Source organism: Endozoicomonas montiporae CL-33 (genome assembly GCF_001583435.1).
In the GTDB taxonomy this organism is placed as follows: Bacteria; Pseudomonadota; Gammaproteobacteria; order Pseudomonadales; family Endozoicomonadaceae; genus Endozoicomonas_A; species Endozoicomonas_A montiporae.
The window spans coordinates 2,094,092-2,111,851 of sequence record NZ_CP013251.1; the positions used below are offsets into that span (position 1 = coordinate 2,094,092).

Sequence of the window (17,760 nt, forward strand, 5' to 3'; positions counted from 1 at the left end):
ACCTGCAAGTTCAACTGAACAGTCTGTTATGGATAACGGCCTATGGAATGACTTGTTATTACGAGATCAGTTTTATGGATTTATTAAGTTTTAGTCATTCGCCATTATCTCTGACCGCCCCGGTTGTCGCTATTTTGCTGGCGATTCTTACCCGTAAAGTACTTCTGTCCCTGGGAGCGGGTATTCTCACCGGTACCCTTTTGCTCACCGGCTACAGCCCGCTGGACTCTCTCACCTACATCGGTAAAAGCTTTGTTGCTGTTTTCTGGGAGGAAGGCATCAATGTAGACAGTGTTTTCATTCTGCTGTTTCTGATGCTGTTGGGTGTGATTACCACCCTGATTGATATTTCCGGCGGTGCCCGCGCCTTTGGTGACTGGGCCCGTGCACGGGTAAAAACCCGTCAGGGCTCGCAGCTGCTGACGGTTCTGCTGGGTGTGATTATATTTATTGATGATTACTTTAACAGTCTGGCTGTGGGTAATATCAGCCGCCCTTTGACCGATCGTCATGGCGTGTCTCGTGCCAAACTGTCTTATCTGATTGACTCTACAGCAGCGCCTGTCTGTGTTATTACACCAGTGTCCAGCTGGGGAGCCTATATTATCGCCCTGATTGGTACCATTCTGGCGACCCATGAAATTACGGATATCAGTGCCATTTCTGCCTTTGTTGCCATGGTACCAATGAATTTGTACGCCGTGTTTGCTCTGGCTCTGGTGATCTGCAGTGCCTGGATGGATCTGAACGTTGGCCCGATGCGCACTCATGAACGTCGTGCCCGTGCTGGTGAACTTTATGATGCCCGTAAGGGGAATCCTCCGGGTGCCAGTGTTGAGCTGGGCCGAAGCTCTAAAGGAACGGTATCTGATCTGGTGATTCCGGTGGTCACTCTGGTGGTAGCTACCACTGCTTCTCTGATTGCGACGGGTGGCGCTGCATTGTCTGAAGCAGGCGAAGCATTTTCTGTTCTGGGCGCTTTTGAAAACACCGACGTCGTTCACTCTCTGGTCTACGGTGGTCTGATTGGCTTGGCGGTGACCATGGTGCGTATGGTTCGTCACGATCTGGACGGTCCTGCATGGAGCAAGGCGATTATCGAAGGTGTTCGTTCCATGCTGCCGGCAATTTACATTCTGGTCTTTGCCTGGATGCTGGTGGACGTGATCAGTTCTCTGGAGACGGGTCGTTATCTGGCGGGACTGGTGAGCAGTTCTTCTCTGGAGCCTGGTTATCTGCCAATGATTCTGTTTCTGGTGTCCGGTGCCATGGCTTTCGCGACCGGTACCAGCTGGGGGACTTTTGGTATTATGCTGCCTATCGCGGGTGATATGGCGGCAGCCGCAGAAATCTCCATGATGTTGCCCATGCTGGCTTCGGTTCTGGCGGGTGCTGTGTTTGGTGATCACTGTTCACCTATCTCAGATACAACAATTCTGTCTTCTACCGGTGCTTCCTGTCACCATATTGACCACGTTACTACACAATTGCCTTATGCTCTGGGTGTTGCCTTTGTCGCTATGTCAGGTTATCTGGTCATGGGTATGGCAGACTCTGCAGCGGCAGGATTTACCACGGCACTGGTGGTGTTCGGACTGCTTCTGATGCTGTTCCGCAAGCTGTCTGGTTGTTCGGCAAGTCCTGAAGATGCTGTGCTGGTCAAGGAATAGCCCCCTACACTGAAAGAATGAAGTCGAAAGACAGAAGACAGGGACGTCTTTTTATTCATTTGACCTCAAGCTTGCTCCTGAGATGGTGATCGGACCCGCCAGAGCAAGTTGAGGTACCAGCAAGCAGGGATGCTATGAGCTTTGATAATCTGATTAAATCCGTCGCCCAGCGCAACCAGATGGGAGAGCTGGAGTTCAGGGATAACCGTTACTACATTTCTATAGATGACCGCATTGAGCTGGCCTGCTTTCAGGCCAACGGCAAGTTCTACCTTCACGGCGTTATCGCCGAATTACCTTCTAAGCCCGATGAGCAGGAAAAGCTTCTGAAAAAGATTTTGCAGAAGCATCTGGGGTTGATTCAGACCCAGCGTATCAGTTTGTGTATTGAGCCGGACTCAAATGAATTGTCGCTATCAACCACACGGACGGCGCTCGGGCTCAATGAAGATATTATTGAAGAGGCTCTGGCCGAGTTTGCCAATAACTTTGATTACATTCTGACACTGATTAATGAAGATGCGCTGACCATGCCTTCTGCGCCCATTATGATTATGCCTTGACGGGAGGCTGAATGAGCGTTTTAAGCAATGGTCTGTTTGGTTGTCTGGCGACTCACCGGCCCGGCGAGCAATTGGGGTACAATGGCCTTAACAGTGCCAATGATTCATTTTTAAAAGCCATTATTCGTTACAGTCAGTTCACCGAGTTACATCTGTTCCTTATGCCTGTGGAAATGGATGCCTTCCGCAATGAGTGGCAATCCTATTTTGATACTTTTGGTTCCGATAAAATCATCCGGCTGATCAGCGTTCATCAGCTGCCAGAGCATTTCTCCCGTTGCCAGTATGCCGTTTTTCACTCTGGTGACCCCTATATTTCAGATTTGGCTGCGTTGCGTGATTATCATGCTGAACGCTGCTTTCCTGTAGTAGGCAGAGCGCACACTATGAGCGACGATTTACGGCTTTCCAGAATTCGAGACCTCGTTATGTCGCCGGTAAAAAGCTGTGACGCCATTTTATGCAGCTCGGATGCTCAACGGCAGGTGCTGAAGCGGCTGCTTTCAACGGCTTCTGCCTCAATCAGCAATAGCCTGGGGATAGCGCTTCCTTATCGAGGTCGGCTTGAACGGCAGTTGTTGGGTTTGGATGGTGAATCTGGGTGTCAGGATGGCAAAGAAGCCGCCAGAGCGTCGCTTAACTTGCCGGACGATAAAAAAATAATTCTTTGCCTTGGCCGCTTATCTCCCTTCGATAAAATGGATCTTCATCCTATGCTTCTGGCGTTGAATGACCTCATTGAGGAGTGGCGGGTTGATGACTTTCTGCTGGTGATTGCGGGTTCCGGGGATGCGGGTGGGGCGTATGTTCAGTCTCTGCTCCGGCGAGCTAGTGAACTGAATATTGAAGATCATATTCGTTTAGAACTGTCGCTGGATGAAGACAGGAAATATCAGCTCTACAAGGCTGCCGATCTATTCGTATCGCTGGCGGATAGCGTGCAGGAAAGCTTTGGAATTACGCCGTTGGAAGCTATGCGTGATGAAGTGCCTGTGGTTTTGTCAGACTGGAATGGTTATCGGGAGCTGGTGGAGAACGGAAAAAGTGGTTATCTGATACCTACTACGGGCGTGGATAATGATGATATTAATCGCTCCCTGACCATTTTGCATGCCCCCCAGGCTCGCTTGCTCGAATCCCAGAGCGTTTCAGTGGATCTTGATTCGCTGGTTTCAGTGCTTGCCAGTTTGCTCAGGGATGATGGCCTTAGAAGACGAATGGGCCAGGCAGGCCGACAGCACTTTGATGAGCGATTTACCTGGCCCGGACTTGTTGATGCTTATCAGGAAATGGTGTTGGCACTGGGTAAAGAGGCGGCTTCGGTACCGTTTCGAAAGGGTAGGCCGGCAGGATTGTCACTGGATCATGTCTTTGGTCATTATCCCTCAGAACAGCTTGATGCTTCTCATAAGCTTGTGGCAACGGATCGGGGTCTTCGAGTAGTGATGCAGTCGGAGCATGGTTTTTATTTTTCCGAACTGGAAGGCTGGTTGAATCAGGAGCTCATTTACCGCCTTCTTGAACAGTGTATAGAGCCGAAATCAATCGAAGTGTTGGAGGAAGTCAATGAAGATTTGTCTACTCGATTTGCTCTCGCCTGGATGTTGAAGTATCAACTGTTGCAAGTATCTGATGGTAAGCCTGTGGCTTCCTCATTTGTCAAAATCATTCAATGGGACGAGCCTTTTGATGGGAGCAGATTAACCTTTCCTGAGCAGAGGCGTGCTCGGTTTCTGAGACCATTTCTGGCACCGGGAATGGCGGTCTTATCCAAAGCGGTGTCTCCTTTTAACGATTCCAGCGGGTCATTATTGAAGTCTCTGGGAGATGAGCTGGTCAGTATTCTGGACAATTCATTGCTTCAGGCCGTTGGATGGTTTGCCAAAGAAAAAAATATTAGCGCTTACAGTGATGTGTTGGAGCAGCTTGAACAGTCGGGTGGTGTTGAGTATCTGGCTCGTTCCTATCCCTGCTGGTATCGCTCCCGTCGGGCACTGGTTTTCAGGTATTTACGGACTGTACGGTTTTTGCTGCGCAGGGTTGAGCAAGATACAGACCTTATTCAGAGAGCTTTTGGTGAAGGCTCAGAAAACCCGATAGATGCATTGGCTGACATTAATTTCTTTTCGCATCATCACGAATACTCGGTGTTTCTTTTGACATTTAATTATGGTCAGAAGTTGGTCTATAAAGCCAGGGATATGCGGCTGGATTGTGCGCTGACGGGCACAAGTGGCAGTGTGGTGAGTTCGGTGAATCAATGGCTGTCGAATGTCAGTATTGGTACGCACCAATTTTTGTGCTGTCAGGAGGTTCTGAAGGGTAAAACGGTTCATTATGGCTATGTCGAGTATCTGGATGGCAGTGATCAGGGCATTGATCTCTCCGAGAATGAAGCTGCGCAGTACTATCGGCAGTCAGGTGCACTGATGGCCTATGTGCTGCTGCTGGGTGTAGCGGATCTGCATCAGCACAACATGATCAGCCATAACGGTATGATGTATTTGATTGATCCTAAAACCGCTTTTCATCGTCGTTGTCATCAGAGACTGTTAAATGAGCTGAAGCAGCCTGAGATAGCGTTCTTGAGGGGACTTGATGGTAGTAGTTTGGAAGCGACTGGCTTCTTCCATGTCTGGCAGGGTTTTCATATGGCCAGTTTCAATCATTCTCCGGTCAGGTTGGTCAATGGTGAATTACTGGATGCGGAGCGTCAGACTTTCAAGCCGGTTTTGAAGCATCTGGTTTCTATTGACGGGGTGAGTTGTCTGGAAGTAAACCCTATGGACAGGTTTTTCGGAGATGTCCTGTCAGGATTTACTGAAGTGGTTACGAGCATTGTAGAGCATGCTGATGAATTCAGAGAGCAATTGTCAGGGCTGGCCGGGTATCAGGTTCGCTATCAGCCGTTTATAAATCTGGGTGAAGCCAGAAAATTGTTATGTGACATGCATTCTGCTTATCCGCTGCAGTCGCTGGGGCGAGAGCGTATAGAGAGATTTGTGCGTCGCTCGTCCAGAAGGGTCACGATAACAGGGGAAGTCAGTCAGCGTTGGGTTGAGCCTGAGTGGCAGGAAGCTGTTACGGTATTGGGAGACTCGTTGGCGGATCATATTCTTGCACTGGATTTGCCTCTTTATGTTAGCCAAGTGGGCGAGCGCAGTGTTTCTGTTTGTCATAGCAGTGGCGTAATTGATCCAGTGGCTGAGAACTTTTTTAATACTGATGTTCTCGATAACACGGTGGAAGTGTTGCAGGCGTTAAGCGATGAAGAGTTAAGGCAGCGTTTTGTTTCGGCTTATTCTAATATGCTGCAACTATGGCTGACGCAGCAGTTGGTACCTGGCGAAGGGATGCCTGAAGAGATCAGGCAGGCTGTTGATAAGCTAAAGACAAATAAGGGCTTGAGTTAGACCTACTTAGCGTTTGTGAATGTGGCTCAGAAGTTCATTGGCCATGATTTTAGCACTTTCATCATCGGCAGCAGATACATCTGCCAGATAGTCTTCACTCTCTTTATTTCTTCCTTCAAACATCAGTGCCATCCCAATGAATGCCTTGGTAACCGGGTTGTTTTCATCCAGAGGCAGGGCTTTTTTGTGCAGTATATCCAGTGCATCCCTGTGCAGCTTTTTGTTCATATATTGAAAGGCGTAGCCAATGTGGGGAAGCGGGCTGTCGGGGCGAGCTTTTTCCAATCCGTAAAAAATGGCAAAGGCCTGCTTGGGCATATTGTTGGAGGTGGCCATAAAGCCGATGTCAGCCAATGTTTTAACCAGTGAGTCGTCAGCCATGACTTAAGCTCTCCCTGTGCTTAAAGCTTCTGAATAATACTTTGAATGGTATCTTTGATGGATTTGATAATGCTGGATCGCAGACCCTCAATGATCATGTATTTGTTAAAGTCAACCTGAAACTCCACCATATCCTTGGTGCTGTTCGGATCCATGGTCGAAACTTTGTTTTTAAGAGCGATGTCCAGTTCGTTGGCTTTGGTACCAAACTCTGACTGAATTTTGTCAAAATTGAAGTTATTACCGCCTGTTGATCCTGTTCCGCCTTGGGACATGATGCGTGCTCCTTGTAAGGGTCTCCCTTAGGGTTCTTTATGGTGCTTTTCCCATGTCTGGTCAACGACGTCGGCAGCTGCCAGAAGTGCCAGCATCATGCTGGTGTTTTTCTCGAATTCTTCAGGTGAGTTGCCACGATCCACCAGAGCCTTGAGGCGTATGGCTTCATCCATCAGCTCTTTCAGCAATTGCTCACGGTATTCGCCGCTTTTATCGTTAATCAGGAGATCTTCAGTACCGGAGAGGTTGATCACCTCACTGTTTTTTTTGTCCGTCACGGTTCCCTCCAAGACGGTATTTGACCCGATCTGTTCCTTTTACTAATAAAAGATAGTCGAGGTTAATATCTTCAATTATATACCCGTTCGCCAGTTTTGCCCCGATCAGGTACTTTCCGCCGTCTTCCATAATCACATACGGTACCCTGCCCATGCTGATGCCGCGGATGCTCAAAGAGGGTATTAGCCCGCCCTGTGAGCCTTTTGCATCGTTAGCGGTGCGGGTTGCTACCTTCAGCACCGGGTTATCTCGATACCTTTTTCTGAAACGACTGACAATATCATTCAGGTTATATACCTGTTCATCGTCCAAAAGGTGGCCTTCTATAGTGATGAGGTTGGGTTTTTGTACCAGATGAATGCGGGCGCTGAGATTTTTTTCCCTGAGCATGGATTTGAGGGTGTTCAGGCGACTTGACTGGTTTTCAACCTGATCAACAATCGAGACCAGTCCATGAATTTCCTGTTTCAACATGTCGATCAGGTTTGTCAATTCTTCGGCACTGGCGACATAACCGGTCATCACCAGTGAGCCGGGCGTGTTGTCCAGTTCCAGTCGAATATCGGTATAGTCTTTGTTCTGGAGCAAAGCGTCGGCACTGGCACGTAATTCATTCATTATCACCAGTTTTGAGGTAAAGGGGACTCCCTGCTCATGCAGACTGCGTTGCAGGTTCTGTTTGTCTTTAAGGGTGCTGGTGTAACCTGTGACCAGTATGCTCTGGTCTGGCAGGGTTTTGACCCGGACGTGTTTCTGGTTCAGCTTGTCTCTGATGGTTCTCGCTGTCATGGCATGATCCACCGGCTGGTTTTCCGGGGCGAGTTCTTCGGGTTCTTCATTCAGAAGCAAAAAGACGACTGTGAGTGAAATGACACAGATCAGAGCGAGTGGCAGTCCGATCAGGATTTTTTTGACAATGGGAGGCGGCGATGGGCGAGATTCATTTTCGTCAATGTCGGCACCTTCTTCGCTTGACAGAATGTCTGATTCATCGCCCAGATCAAGGTCATCATCAAGGTTTTCATCGTCTTCATTGTCGTCGTCGAGTTCGACATCAGGAAGTCCATCATCGTTGTCGATGTCTTCGGAAGGTGTCTCACTATCGGTTTCCCCGGGCTCCGGCTCTGGACGCTGAAGTTCTGGAAGTGTTATTTCAGGCCAGTCGGCATCGGTAGGGCCAAGGGTAAAAAACAGGTTGTTGGCAGTCACAACATCAAAGGCTGCTATTGTGAAGGGTTTTTCAACAGGCTGGCCGTTGTGGTAAAGCGGTTCCTCTTCGTGTTTGGGGAAGATATTCAGTTGCCCTTCCGGGGTAATCTGGATAACCAGCTCACTGTCACGAAGACTGGCATCGCTCAATACCAGGTCACAGCTTTCATCTTTGCCAAGGGAGTATTGCCCCGGTTCGAGAGGTATTTCAGCTCCGATGTGATTGCCTGACAGGATTTTTAGATAATATTCACTCACAGAGGCACCTCGGCAGAGTGTCAGTGCCAGCATGAAAGAAGGAGTCGATGGCTGAATGGGAAAAGTTACAGTCCCTGTCGTTTAATCTGATCATCCTGATCCACAGCCGTGAAGGTGTTCAATATTAGATTAAGTGAATACGCAGGGCTTTACCACCCTGAAATTTCAGAGGTATCCGGTTTGTTGTTTTGTGATGATGTAGAGAAGTTTTCTGGAATCTTTTGTCAGTTACTTTTAATATTATCGCGTCAGTTTCCTGATGTCCGGTTGCTTTTGGCGCTGGTATTTTGACCATTCATAACGATAAAAATAGTACGATGGGGGCGGTAATTGATGGAAACCAGTTTTTGGAGTGGTAAGCGACCTGAGGGGGTTGCGAATACAGTTGATCCTGATAGTTACCCGAATGTTCTGGCGCTGATTAACAGTATGCTTGCCAGAAATGCAAGTCGTCCGGCGTTTACCAGTATTGGGCATACCCTGACTTTTGCAGATATTGATCAATACAGTCATCACTTTGCCGCTTATCTTCAAAGTTGTCGGGGCCTCAAGCCCGGGGATCGTATAGCGATCCAGATGCCTAACCTGTTGCAATACTGTATTGCTGTTTATGGAGCCTTTCGTGCCGGGCTGGTTGTCGTAAACACCAATCCTCTTTATACCGCCAGAGAAATGCTGCACCAGTTCCGGGATTCGGAAGTAAAGGCTCTGGTGTATCTGGAAAACTTTGCACACCTTATTGAAGAGGTGGTTGAAGATACCAGCATAGAAGTGTTGATTGCTACACAGTTGGCTGACATCCTGCCCGCACCAAAAAGACAGCTGATTAACTTTGCGGCAAAGTATGTAAAAAAAACGGTGCCACCCCATGGTTTGAAGCCTACGGTCACATTTCGGGAGGCTCTGAAAAAAGGCGGTATCCTGACTTATCAGCCGCCGGAAGATGCAGACCTGAATGAACCGGCTGTACTGCAATATACAGGAGGTACAACGGGTGTAGCGAAAGGTGCCGTGCTGACACATCGAAACCTGATCGCCAACATGCTCCAGGCCAAGGAAGTGTTATCGCAAAAAATGGAAAAACAACAGCTGGGACTGGAGCCGGGTAAAGAGATTATTGTGGCACCTCTGCCGCTTTACCATATCTATGCTTTCACCGTGCACCTGTTGTGTATGCCTTACCTTGGAAATCGAAATATTCTCATTGCCAATCCCCGGGATACGGAAACGTTTATCAAATTTATTAAACCATGGCGGTTTACCGGCTTTGTCGGGCTGAATACATTATTTGTCAGTCTGATGAATCACCCGGATTTTGCTGAATGTAATTTTTCCGGGTTGAAGTTCACCCTTTCCGGAGGGACGGCATTACAAGAGGATACCGGTCTGCGCTGGCATAAATTTACGGGCTGCCGGGTTTCAGAAGCGTATGGTCTGACTGAATGCACGCCTGCGGTGTGCATCAACCCGATGGGGGAGTTGTCTCAGCTTGGTACAGCGGGATTACCGGTGCCTGACACAGCCCTGAAGATCGTGGCAGATAGTGGTGATGAACTGCCCGTAGGGGAAGTCGGGGAGCTGTGTGTCAAAGGCCCTCAGGTGATGAAGGGTTACTGGAAAAACGATGAAGCAACCCGGAAGGCCATTGATGAAAATGGCTGGCTGAGAACCGGTGATGTGGCTCTTATTCAGGATGATGGTTTCGTGCGAATTGTTGATCGCATCAAGGATATGATTCTGGTTTCCGGATTTAATGTTTATCCCAATGAAATTGAAGATGTTGTCAGTGGCTTTGACAAAATAGACAACTGTGCAGCTATCGGGGTGCCTGATGACAAGACCGGGGAGGCGGTTAAATTGTTTGTCATTCCCAAGGATAAAGAGTTGGGTAAAAACGAAGTAATTGACTACTGTCGTCAACATCTGGCGGGTTATAAAGTGCCGAAACAGATTGAATTTCGCGACGAGCTTCCTATGACGCCAGTCGGGAAAATTCTGAGAAAAGACCTGCGCCGGGAAGAGCGGAGTAAAGGTTGAATCCTGCCTTTAACAGTTTAGATCGCGCAGTTGCCATTAAAAAAAACGCCACCTTGCCTCTCGGGCAGGTGGCGCTTTCGTATTTCATAGTCGTTTATTAGATAAGGGTCTTCAGGTGTGATTGGCGGGCTCTTTGTCTGAAAAGTAACGGCTGAAGCACTCGGGGTCGTCTTTCAGGGCTTCGCTCGCTTCTTCATTGGTAACGGGAGTAATGCAGGTGGAGTGGACTTTCATTAATCGGATGCTGGCATCAAACCAGAACCATTCATTGTTTTCTGTCAGGCAGAGTGCGCGGACACTGAAATTCACAGAGGGAATGCAGGGAAGGTTAGGAAAGCTGAACAGTTTTTTTTTGACAACCGTTGAATCCTGACAGGTGTAGGTGACATTGTTGTAACGACGTTCAAATCGTTCAAAGGCTTCGGCAAACATTAAGTTTGCCATATAGTCCTGTTTCAGACTCAGATAATAAAGAGCAAAAGCACTGATAGCGATTAAGATAACGCTTTCCATTGAAGACCTACCCCTTGGGTTTATTATAAGTAGTGCTAGCGTCCGTACTGGCTTTTTCTAAACCCTTATTTTCAATATAAGCATAAGTACTCGATCAAATGAAATCACCTATTTCTGACTCATTGTTCAGGCACTGCTCTGCGTTGCAACTCTGGTCACATAGCCTGCTATGCTCCCGTCGTTGCGCCTTGCTCAGTACCTGCCCAATAAGCTATGAATAGTGGATTCCATATGAACGAGTACTTAAGTCTTTTATTAAATGAATGACTGCTAAAGAGTTGTCGCTTGGAGACGGTCATGCAAGTATCTTCAGTATCAGGTTTTGAATGAAATTCGCTCAGGTTTGAATAGCTATTTGATTGCCCAGTAAGCGAGCATCTGTTTGGCAATGGGCCGGTGTGTATCTTTGCCATAAAGGGCATCAATCAGAGCAAAGCTGAAACCCATGGCATTACCAGGTCCCTGGGCAGTGATGACTTTACTTTTCTGATCAACCACTACCGGATCGCTTGGTCGGGGGAGTGCGCCTTCCAGTTGGTCGAGAAAGCTTGGGTAGCAGGTGGCGCTGACATTATCCAGCAACGAGTGGTGTGCCAGTACCACGGCTGGAGCCGCGCAAATAGCAGCATACCAGCGGTCAGCTTGCTGCTGTTCATGAAGCAGTTGGATCAGGGGTTCGCAATCTCTCAGGTTTGCCGCACCGGGCATACCGCCCGGGAGAGCAATCATATGAAAGGTTTTATCCTGACACTGGTCAATTTGGGTGTCAGCAGTCAGTTTTACGCCTCTTGAAGCCTCAATGTCCAGATCGCCATCAATGGTGCAGGCAGCCACCGTTACATTGGCTCCAGCCCTGCGCAGAGTATCGATGATAGTCACTGCTTCAATTTCTTCGCAACCTTGTGCGATGGGAACGAGAACAGGTCTGGACATGGGAAGCCTCTCGTAACGGAAGTAGACCGTAATAATCACTATCGGAAAACCAGCACTACAAGCCTAGTCCGTAATTGAAAGAACGCCAGATGGTTGTTTTTTTGATACTCGATGCTGCAGTTTTTGATATTTGAGGGAGAGCAGGAAATGGCAGGGTGGCATAAGAGCAGACTACTACTGCAGCTCCGAATTCAAGCCTTGCGAGATTCCATCATAGCCACAGCAGCAGGTTGGAGGTAAGATCTCATAGGAACTTAATAACCGTCAAGTGTCGTATCTTGCTAATTCGCCCATTACCCGTTGTCACTGCCTTTCTGGATGCTTTGAATGATTCGCTCAAGTCCATCAATTCCTCTGCGCAGTTGAGTAGATCCCAGAAAGTGGCACTGGGCGTTTTTATCATGGGAATCGTGGTAACTAAAACTATTAACTGGGCTGCTTTTGAGCGCAGAAGCTTAGGCAGATTCAAAGCGACCCGTCTGTGCTGGATGTTTTATCAAGCAGAAATTGCATGGCAAAGCCTGCTACAGGCCAGCGTCAGAAATATTCTTCTACGCTATGGAATACAAAGTGGAACCCTTGCTATCGACGATACAGGAAAAAAGCGCACTAAAAGGACTTCAAAAATCGACGGTGCCCATAAGATAAAAGACAAATCAACAGGTGGTTATTTTAATGGGCAGGAACTGGTGTTTATGGTGCTCGTTACTGAAGTAGCTACCTTTCCAGTAGGGTTTCGCTTTTATATTCCTGACCCTGAGTTATCTGCATGGAGGAAGAAAGACAAGGCGCTCAGGAAGCAAGGCATTCAGAAAAAAGAACGACCGAACCGTCCTGAGCCAGATCATGTTCGTTACCCACCATGCAGTCGTTGACGCTGGTTATGCTGCAAGAATTTGTTGATTCGTTTCCCAACATTACGATCAAAGCAATTCTCGCTGATGCACTGTATGGCACAGGAGACTTTATGGATAAGGCTGCGGAAATAACAGGCGGAGCCCAGGTTGTCAGCCAACTGCGCTCGAATCAGAAAGTATCCAACCGAAACCACTCGGAAGCGACTCTCAAAGCTTACTTTTCGCCAGAAAGGCGCTGAAACTCAACTCATAATACGCGGTGGCAAAGAAGAGCAGGTCACGATGCTGGCTGCTCGGCTGTATGTTAAGGCTCATGGGAAAAGACGTTTTGTTATTGCCCTGAAGTATGAGGGTGAAGAGGATTATCGCTATCTGGTGGCTTCAGATATGTCATGGCGGCATACCGACATAGCCAGGATTTACACCTTGAGGTGGTTGGTCGAGGTTTTCATTCAAGACTGGAAAGCTCATTGTGGCTGGAACAGGTTGAGCAAACAGCAAGGTGCTGACGGATCGCAGCGCGGCGTGATCCTGAGCCTGCTGTGCGAACACATGCTGTTACTGCACCCTGAGCAATTCGTCCTACTGAAAAACAAACAGGCCGGAATGCCCGCAGGCTGTCTGATCGAACGCCTCAATGCAGAAGCCTTGCTTGCTACGGTGAAATCAGTGGTTGAATCGGAAGATCCAGATACCGAGCTTAAGGCTCTGGCCTTAGCCTTAGAGCATACTTTGCCCAAGCGGGAGTCGAGCAGGCATATGGCTGGTAGAGACCTGGGAGAACAAAAGGCAACTGACTCACTCAAAGCACACGCCCGGAAGTTTAAACTTTTAGATGCAGCTTAGAATCGAGATAAATACGTTACTTGTTTAGGTAAAACTGCAGCATCGAGTGATAGGGGGAAGAAGAGTGACAGTCTGAATGGCTGTCACTCGGTTGCAGGTTTGTCCTGACCAAACAGGTTATAACCAATGGCATAACCCCGGTGATAATCGGCGACCAGTCTGTTGCGGTTGCGTGTGCTGCGGGTCGAGTTCAGAGGGGTATCAGGGCAGATTTCAGTAATGGAAATGCCTTTTTCACGAAAGTCGTCCAGCTGGTCAAGTGTCTCGTTATAGAGAGTGTACTGCTGGCGAATCAGGCTGGACAGGGCGGGCTGTTTGCGAAATTGCCAGGCGAGCAGACGGTTGCTGGAAGATGCGGTTTTGCGGTAATTGCTTTCTCTTGTGCGAATGATGACCAGCTCTTTAAAGCCATCTTCAATAGCCTTGATAACCGGCAGGGGGTCGGAAAGACTTCCGTCCATGAGGATGCGTTCTCCAATATGGATGGGAGAACGATAAATCATCGGCAGAGCGCTGGAGGCTTTAAGAACCTGAAACAGTTCATCGTTTTCAGTATCCGGTGTTATATCGTGGTAGACCGGATAACCTGTGCGGGTGCAGGTGGTTACCACTGTCATCCGGCTTTTTTCAAGGGTTTGATAGAAGCGGCGACTGTCAATGGTAAATTGCTTGCTGATTCTCTCGAAAAACCAGTCCAGATCAAACAGATTGCCACCTCGAATGTGACGGGCAAGACTGATGAAATTGGGTTCGAGACAAGTGCCGGTATAAATATCGAGGTTTCGTCCTCGTTGACCAGACAAGAATGAAAGCAGATTGAGAGCGCCTGCAGAAACACCGTAGTAGCCTGCGAAAGGCTTGTGTCTCTTGTCAAGAAATGCATCCAGCACGCCTGCAGCGAAAACACCGCGCATGCCACCGCCTTCAACAATTAAAGCGGTTTTTGGCTGATTAGAAGAATCGGAGGTTTGCATTGACCTGAAAAACAAAAAAAATCGGACAAGCCGATTTGATCAAATGATGGTAGCGGGGGCCGGATTCGAACCGACGACCTTCGGGTTATGAGCCCGACGAGCTACCAGACTGCTCCACCCCGCATCTAAATTTGAGAATCAGATCAGACCTGACATGTATGTCTGAAATAGTAATAAGTTGGTAGCGGGGGCCAGATTCGAACTGACGACCTTCGGATTATGAGCCCGACGAGCTACCAGGCTGCTCCACCCCGCATCCATTCTCTATAAAAGAGTCTGTAGACTGATCACTGGACTGGTAGATGTGACCGTCGTTTTTACTTAAGCGTTACAACTGCAAAGATTGCTGCTGTAAAAATTGGTAGCGGGGGCCAGATTCGAACTGACGACCTTCGGGTTATGAGCCCGACGAGCTACCAGGCTGCTCCACCCCGCATCCATACTCTGTAAAAGAGTCTGTAGACTGGTCACTGAACTGGTATATGTGACCGTCGTTTTAACTTAAGCGTTACAACTGCAAAAAATGCCGTTGTAAAAATTGGTAGCGGGGGCCAGATTCGAACTGACGACCTTCGGGTTATGAGCCCGACGAGCTACCAGACTGCTCCACCCCGCATCCATACTCTGTAAAAGAGTCTGTAGACTGATCACTAAACTGGTAGGTGTGACCGTCGTTTTACTTAAGCAGTTACAACCGCAAAAAAAATGCTGCTGTAAAAATTGGTAGCGGGAGCCAGATTCGAACTGACGACCTTCGGGTTATGAGCCCGACGAGCTACCAGGCTGCTCCATCCCGCATCCATTCTCTATAAATAGAGTCTGTAGACTGATCACTAAACTGGTAGATGTGACCGTCGTTTTACTTAAGCGTTACAACTGCAAAAAAAATGCTGCTGTAAAAATTGGTAGCGGGAGCCAGATTCGAACTGACGACCTTCGGGTTATGAGCCCGACGAGCTACCAGGCTGCTCCATCCCGCATCCATACTCTGTAAAAGAGTCTGTAGACTGATCACTGAACTGGTAGGTGTGACCGTCGTTTTACTTAAGCGTTACAACTGCAAAAAATGAAGTTGTAAAAATTGGTAGCGGGGGCCAGATTCGAACTGACGACCTTCGGGTTATGAGCCCGACGAGCTACCAGGCTGCTCCACCCCGCATCAACGAGGTGCGAATCTTATGGACGATCATTCTTAAAGTCAATAACAAGTTGCTTTTTTATTGATAAATAAAGGTTTTTTATTTCGAACGATAATTCAGAGAGGTGCAGGCCGATGGTGTCAGGCTGTCGAATTAAACGTCTTTGAACGGCTAATAATCACAGGGCAGGTAATGCCGTAGCCGGTGGTTTTATCCACCGGCTACGGTTGAGCTTAAGTACTCCACCTTAGGAAAACGCATATTTCTGACTCAATGGTTCAGCCACTCTGCCGCGTTGCAACTCCGGTCACATAGCCAGCTATGCTCCCTACGTTGCGCCTTGCATAGTAGCTGTCCCATTGGCCAGAAATATTAGTTTCCATAAGGCGAAGTACTTAACTGGCTAAAGCCCGGTCACTGATCAACTGTTCAACAACACCGGGATCAGCCAGAGTAGATGTGTCTCCCAGGTTTTCATATTCACCTGAGGCTATTTTACGCAGAATTCGTCGCATGATTTTTCCGGAGCGGGTTTTCGGTAGACCGGGAGCCCACTGGATAATATCCGGTGTGGCGATAGGGCCTATCTCTTTACGAACCCATTGTCGTAAATTGGCTTTGAGTTCATCCGAGTATTCAGTGCCAGAGTTCAGGGTGACATAAACGTATATCCCTTCCCCTTTAATATCATGGGGGAAACCGACAACGGCGGCTTCGGCAACATTTTTATGTGCCACCATGGCTGACTCAATCTCGGCGGTTCCCATGCGATGCCCGGAAACGTTCAGTACATCGTCAACCCGTCCGGTTATCCAGTAATAGCCGTCTTCGTCTCTTCGGGCGCCGTCACCCGTGGTGTACATGCCTTTAAAGTGGGTGAAGTAAGTCTGTATAAAGCGATCATGATCACCAAAAACGGTTCTGGCCTGTCCTGGCCAGCTGTCAAGAATCACCAGGTTGCCTTCGCCTGCACCCTCAATCAGCAGGCCTGCGTTATCCACCAGTGCAGGTTGCACTCCAAAGAAGGGACGTGTGGCAGAACCGGGTTTCAGGTCTGTTGCGCCAGGCAGTGGCGTCAGCATGGCTGCGCCGGTTTCTGTTTGCCACCATGTGTCAACGATGGCACAACGCTCTTCGCCGACGGTTTTGTAATACCAGTGCCAGGCTTCCGGGTTAATGGGTTCGCCGACGGTGCCCAGCAATCTAAGGCTTTTACGACTAGTGCCTTCTACAGCCTTGTCACCTTCAGCCATCAGTGCCCGTATGGCAGTAGGAGCAATATAAAGAATATTAACGTTATGCTTGTCCACGATTTTGCTGACGCGGTTCACTTCCGGATAATTTGGCAAACCTTCATGCATCACAATAGTGGCGCCATTTAGCAGCGGGCCATAAGTGACATAAGAGTGACCGGTGACCCAGCCGATATCCGCGTTACACCAGAATACTTCACCGGGTTTGTAGTCAAAGACGTACTCATGGGTCATGGAGGCATAAACCAGATAACCTCCGGTGGTGTGCAATACGCCTTTGGGTTTGCCGGTTGAGCCGGAGGTGTAGAGAATGAAGAGCGGATCTTCGGCGTTCATTTCCCTTGGCTGACAATAGGGAGAAGCAATGGCGGTCATGTCGGTCCAGGACACATCGCGGTGATCGTGCCAGGCAATTTCGGCCTGGGTATGGCGATAGACGATGACTTTTTCAATGGTTTTGATGTCCGGGTGGGTCAGGGCTTCATCGACGTTTTCTTTCAGTGGTACCTTTTTGCCGCCACGAACGCCTTCGTCTGCAGTGATGACAATTTTGGCACTGGAGTCAATAATTCGACCTGCCAGCGCTTCCGGCGAGAAACCGCCAAACACCACCGAATGAATAGCACCTATCCGGCTGCAGGCCTGCATGGCGACCACAGCCTCGACAACCATGGGCATATAAATCGCCACCACATCACCCTGACGAACGCCCTGACTCTTGAGTGCATTGGCAAAGCGGCAGACCTGTTCATGCAGTTCTTTATAGGTGACTTTTCTGGCTTCACCTTCGTCATCGGGTTCCCAGATAATAGCGACCTGATCACCACGGGTTTCCAGGTGTCGGTCAAGGCAGTTGTATGAAGCGTTGGTGGTGCCGTCGAAGAACCAGTTGATATCGACAAAGTGGTCGTCGAAGGAGACTTTTTTAACTTTTGTGAAAGGGTTGAACCAGTCGATGCGCTGGCCATGCTCACGCCAGAAACCTTCGGGGTTTATAATGGACTGCTGATACATGGCCTGATAACGCTCGTTATCCACCAGTGAGCGGGCTTGAAGTTCTGGAGAGACAGGGTAAACAGTGCCATGGGCGGTGCCGGTACTCATACAATGTATCCTGATGTTGTTATTTTTATAATGCTCCGGATGTCAGGGACTTATC

General features: G+C 48.7%; 15 protein-coding genes and 7 tRNA genes. 7 read left to right on the top strand and 15 right to left on the bottom strand.

Annotation, left to right across the window (positions count from 1 at the left end):
* Positions 1 to 74: 74 nt before the first annotated feature.
* The 3 genes from EZMO1_RS09595 (at position 75) to EZMO1_RS09605 (ending at position 5,646) form a co-directional block, all read left to right on the top strand.
* Positions 75 to 1,670 (top strand): Na+/H+ antiporter NhaC family protein, encoded by a 1,596-nt coding sequence (locus EZMO1_RS09595; protein ID WP_034873576.1) that lies wholly within the window; start codon positions 75 to 77, stop codon positions 1,668 to 1,670.
* Positions 1,671 to 1,804: 134 nt separating this feature from the next.
* Positions 1,805 to 2,233, top strand: a complete 429-nt coding sequence (locus EZMO1_RS09600; protein WP_034873043.1) for a CesT family type III secretion system chaperone — start codon at positions 1,805 to 1,807, stop codon at positions 2,231 to 2,233.
* 11 nt (positions 2,234 to 2,244) lie between these two features.
* A complete protein-coding gene (locus EZMO1_RS09605) occupies positions 2,245 to 5,646 on the top strand; it encodes a glycosyltransferase (RefSeq protein WP_034873044.1) in 3,402 nt (1,133 codons plus the stop codon).
* Between the two features lie 6 nt (positions 5,647 to 5,652).
* Here EZMO1_RS09605 and EZMO1_RS09610 read toward each other — a convergent pair whose 3' ends face one another.
* From EZMO1_RS09610 to sctD, 4 genes are read right to left on the bottom strand one after another with little or no spacing between them, the layout of a single operon-like run.
* A complete protein-coding gene (locus EZMO1_RS09610; protein ID WP_034873045.1) occupies positions 5,653 to 6,027 on the bottom strand; it encodes a tetratricopeptide repeat protein in 375 nt (124 codons plus the stop codon).
* Between the two features lie 20 nt (positions 6,028 to 6,047).
* A complete protein-coding gene (locus EZMO1_RS09615) occupies positions 6,048 to 6,302 on the bottom strand; it encodes an EscF/YscF/HrpA family type III secretion system needle major subunit (protein WP_034873046.1) in 255 nt (84 codons plus the stop codon).
* Positions 6,303 to 6,329: 27 nt separating this feature from the next.
* Complete coding sequence (locus tag EZMO1_RS09620; RefSeq protein ID WP_034873047.1) at positions 6,330 to 6,581, bottom strand: EscE/YscE/SsaE family type III secretion system needle protein co-chaperone; 252 nt, start codon at positions 6,579 to 6,581, stop codon at positions 6,330 to 6,332.
* On the bottom strand, positions 6,559 to 8,049 hold the full coding sequence (sctD, locus tag EZMO1_RS09625; protein WP_160174010.1) for a type III secretion system inner membrane ring subunit SctD: 1,491 nt from the start codon (positions 8,047 to 8,049) through the stop codon (positions 6,559 to 6,561). The genes EZMO1_RS09620 and sctD overlap by 23 nt, the downstream gene beginning before the upstream one ends.
* 333 nt (positions 8,050 to 8,382) lie before the next feature.
* On the opposite strand from sctD, the gene EZMO1_RS09630 reads away from it, so the two are divergent.
* On the top strand, positions 8,383 to 10,086 hold the full coding sequence (locus EZMO1_RS09630; protein WP_034873049.1) for an AMP-binding protein: 1,704 nt from the start codon (positions 8,383 to 8,385) through the stop codon (positions 10,084 to 10,086).
* Positions 10,087 to 10,197: 111 nt separating this feature from the next.
* Here the strand turns inward: EZMO1_RS09630 and EZMO1_RS09635 are convergent, their stop codons facing one another.
* Together EZMO1_RS09635 and EZMO1_RS09640 are read right to left on the bottom strand one after the other, a co-directional pair.
* Positions 10,198 to 10,599 carry a hypothetical protein gene (locus tag EZMO1_RS09635; protein ID WP_034873050.1) on the bottom strand — a complete coding sequence of 134 codons (402 nt, stop codon included), beginning with the start codon at positions 10,597 to 10,599 and terminating at the stop codon, positions 10,198 to 10,200.
* Positions 10,600 to 10,950: 351 nt separating this feature from the next.
* Positions 10,951 to 11,532: a DJ-1 family glyoxalase III gene (locus EZMO1_RS09640; RefSeq protein ID WP_034873051.1), complete on the bottom strand. Its 582-nt coding sequence runs from the start codon at positions 11,530 to 11,532 to the stop codon at positions 10,951 to 10,953.
* Between the two features lie 278 nt (positions 11,533 to 11,810).
* Here EZMO1_RS09640 and EZMO1_RS09645 point away from each other — a divergent pair, with 278 nt between their 5' ends.
* The 3 genes from EZMO1_RS09645 to EZMO1_RS09655 are packed head-to-tail and all read left to right on the top strand — an operon-like array spanning position 11,811 to position 13,235.
* Positions 11,811 to 12,407: a transposase gene (locus EZMO1_RS09645; protein WP_145912552.1), complete on the top strand. Its 597-nt coding sequence runs from the start codon at positions 11,811 to 11,813 to the stop codon at positions 12,405 to 12,407.
* 8 nt (positions 12,408 to 12,415) lie between these two features.
* Positions 12,416 to 12,628 carry a hypothetical protein gene (locus EZMO1_RS09650; RefSeq protein WP_222842240.1) on the top strand — a complete coding sequence of 71 codons (213 nt, stop codon included), beginning with the start codon at positions 12,416 to 12,418 and terminating at the stop codon, positions 12,626 to 12,628.
* Positions 12,629 to 12,671: 43 nt separating this feature from the next.
* A complete protein-coding gene (locus EZMO1_RS09655; protein ID WP_051789638.1) occupies positions 12,672 to 13,235 on the top strand; it encodes a transposase in 564 nt (187 codons plus the stop codon).
* A gap of 83 nt (positions 13,236 to 13,318) precedes the next feature.
* Here the strand turns inward: EZMO1_RS09655 and EZMO1_RS09660 are convergent, their stop codons facing one another.
* The 9 genes from EZMO1_RS09660 to acs form a co-directional block, all read right to left on the bottom strand.
* Positions 13,319 to 14,209 (bottom strand): patatin-like phospholipase family protein, encoded by an 891-nt coding sequence (locus EZMO1_RS09660; RefSeq protein WP_051789364.1) that lies wholly within the window; start codon positions 14,207 to 14,209, stop codon positions 13,319 to 13,321.
* 47 nt (positions 14,210 to 14,256) lie between these two features.
* Positions 14,257 to 14,333: transfer RNA gene (locus EZMO1_RS09665), tRNA-Met, on the bottom strand.
* A 55-nt stretch (positions 14,334 to 14,388) separates the two neighbouring features.
* Positions 14,389 to 14,465: transfer RNA gene (locus EZMO1_RS09670), tRNA-Met, on the bottom strand.
* Between the two features lie 103 nt (positions 14,466 to 14,568).
* Positions 14,569 to 14,645 (bottom strand) — tRNA-Met (locus tag EZMO1_RS09675).
* Positions 14,646 to 14,748: 103 nt separating this feature from the next.
* Positions 14,749 to 14,825, bottom strand: a tRNA-Met gene (locus EZMO1_RS09680).
* 105 nt (positions 14,826 to 14,930) lie between these two features.
* Positions 14,931 to 15,007: transfer RNA gene (locus EZMO1_RS09685), tRNA-Met, on the bottom strand.
* 105 nt (positions 15,008 to 15,112) lie between these two features.
* A tRNA-Met gene (locus EZMO1_RS09690) sits at positions 15,113 to 15,189 on the bottom strand.
* A 102-nt stretch (positions 15,190 to 15,291) separates the two neighbouring features.
* Positions 15,292 to 15,368, bottom strand: a tRNA-Met gene (locus tag EZMO1_RS09695).
* Positions 15,369 to 15,743: 375 nt separating this feature from the next.
* Entirely contained in the window at positions 15,744 to 17,705 is a 1,962-nt protein-coding gene (gene acs, locus EZMO1_RS09700; protein ID WP_034873052.1) for an acetate--CoA ligase, read from the bottom strand.
* Positions 17,706 to 17,760 lie beyond the last annotated feature (55 nt).

Bases quoted from the DNA above. Each gene is read 5' to 3' on its own strand.
- EZMO1_RS09595 (WP_034873576.1), top strand. From the start codon at position 75: ATGGATTTATTAAGTTTTAGTCATTCGCCATTATCTCTGACCGCCCCG.
- EZMO1_RS09600 (WP_034873043.1), top strand. From the start codon at position 1,805: ATGAGCTTTGATAATCTGATTAAATCCGTCGCCCAGCGCAACCAGATG.
- EZMO1_RS09605 (WP_034873044.1), top strand. From the start codon at position 2,245: ATGAGCGTTTTAAGCAATGGTCTGTTTGGTTGTCTGGCGACTCACCGG.
- EZMO1_RS09610 (WP_034873045.1), bottom strand. From the start codon at position 6,027: ATGGCTGACGACTCACTGGTTAAAACATTGGCTGACATCGGCTTTATG.
- EZMO1_RS09615 (WP_034873046.1), bottom strand. From the start codon at position 6,302: ATGTCCCAAGGCGGAACAGGATCAACAGGCGGTAATAACTTCAATTTT.
- EZMO1_RS09630 (WP_034873049.1), top strand. From the start codon at position 8,383: ATGGAAACCAGTTTTTGGAGTGGTAAGCGACCTGAGGGGGTTGCGAAT.
- EZMO1_RS09635 (WP_034873050.1), bottom strand. From the start codon at position 10,599: ATGGAAAGCGTTATCTTAATCGCTATCAGTGCTTTTGCTCTTTATTAT.
- EZMO1_RS09640 (WP_034873051.1), bottom strand. From the start codon at position 11,532: ATGTCCAGACCTGTTCTCGTTCCCATCGCACAAGGTTGCGAAGAAATT.
- EZMO1_RS09650 (WP_222842240.1), top strand. From the start codon at position 12,416: ATGCTGCAAGAATTTGTTGATTCGTTTCCCAACATTACGATCAAAGCA.
- EZMO1_RS09655 (WP_051789638.1), top strand. From the start codon at position 12,672: ATGCTGGCTGCTCGGCTGTATGTTAAGGCTCATGGGAAAAGACGTTTT.
- EZMO1_RS09660 (WP_051789364.1), bottom strand. From the start codon at position 14,209: ATGCAAACCTCCGATTCTTCTAATCAGCCAAAAACCGCTTTAATTGTT.
- acs (WP_034873052.1), bottom strand. From the start codon at position 17,705: ATGAGTACCGGCACCGCCCATGGCACTGTTTACCCTGTCTCTCCAGAA.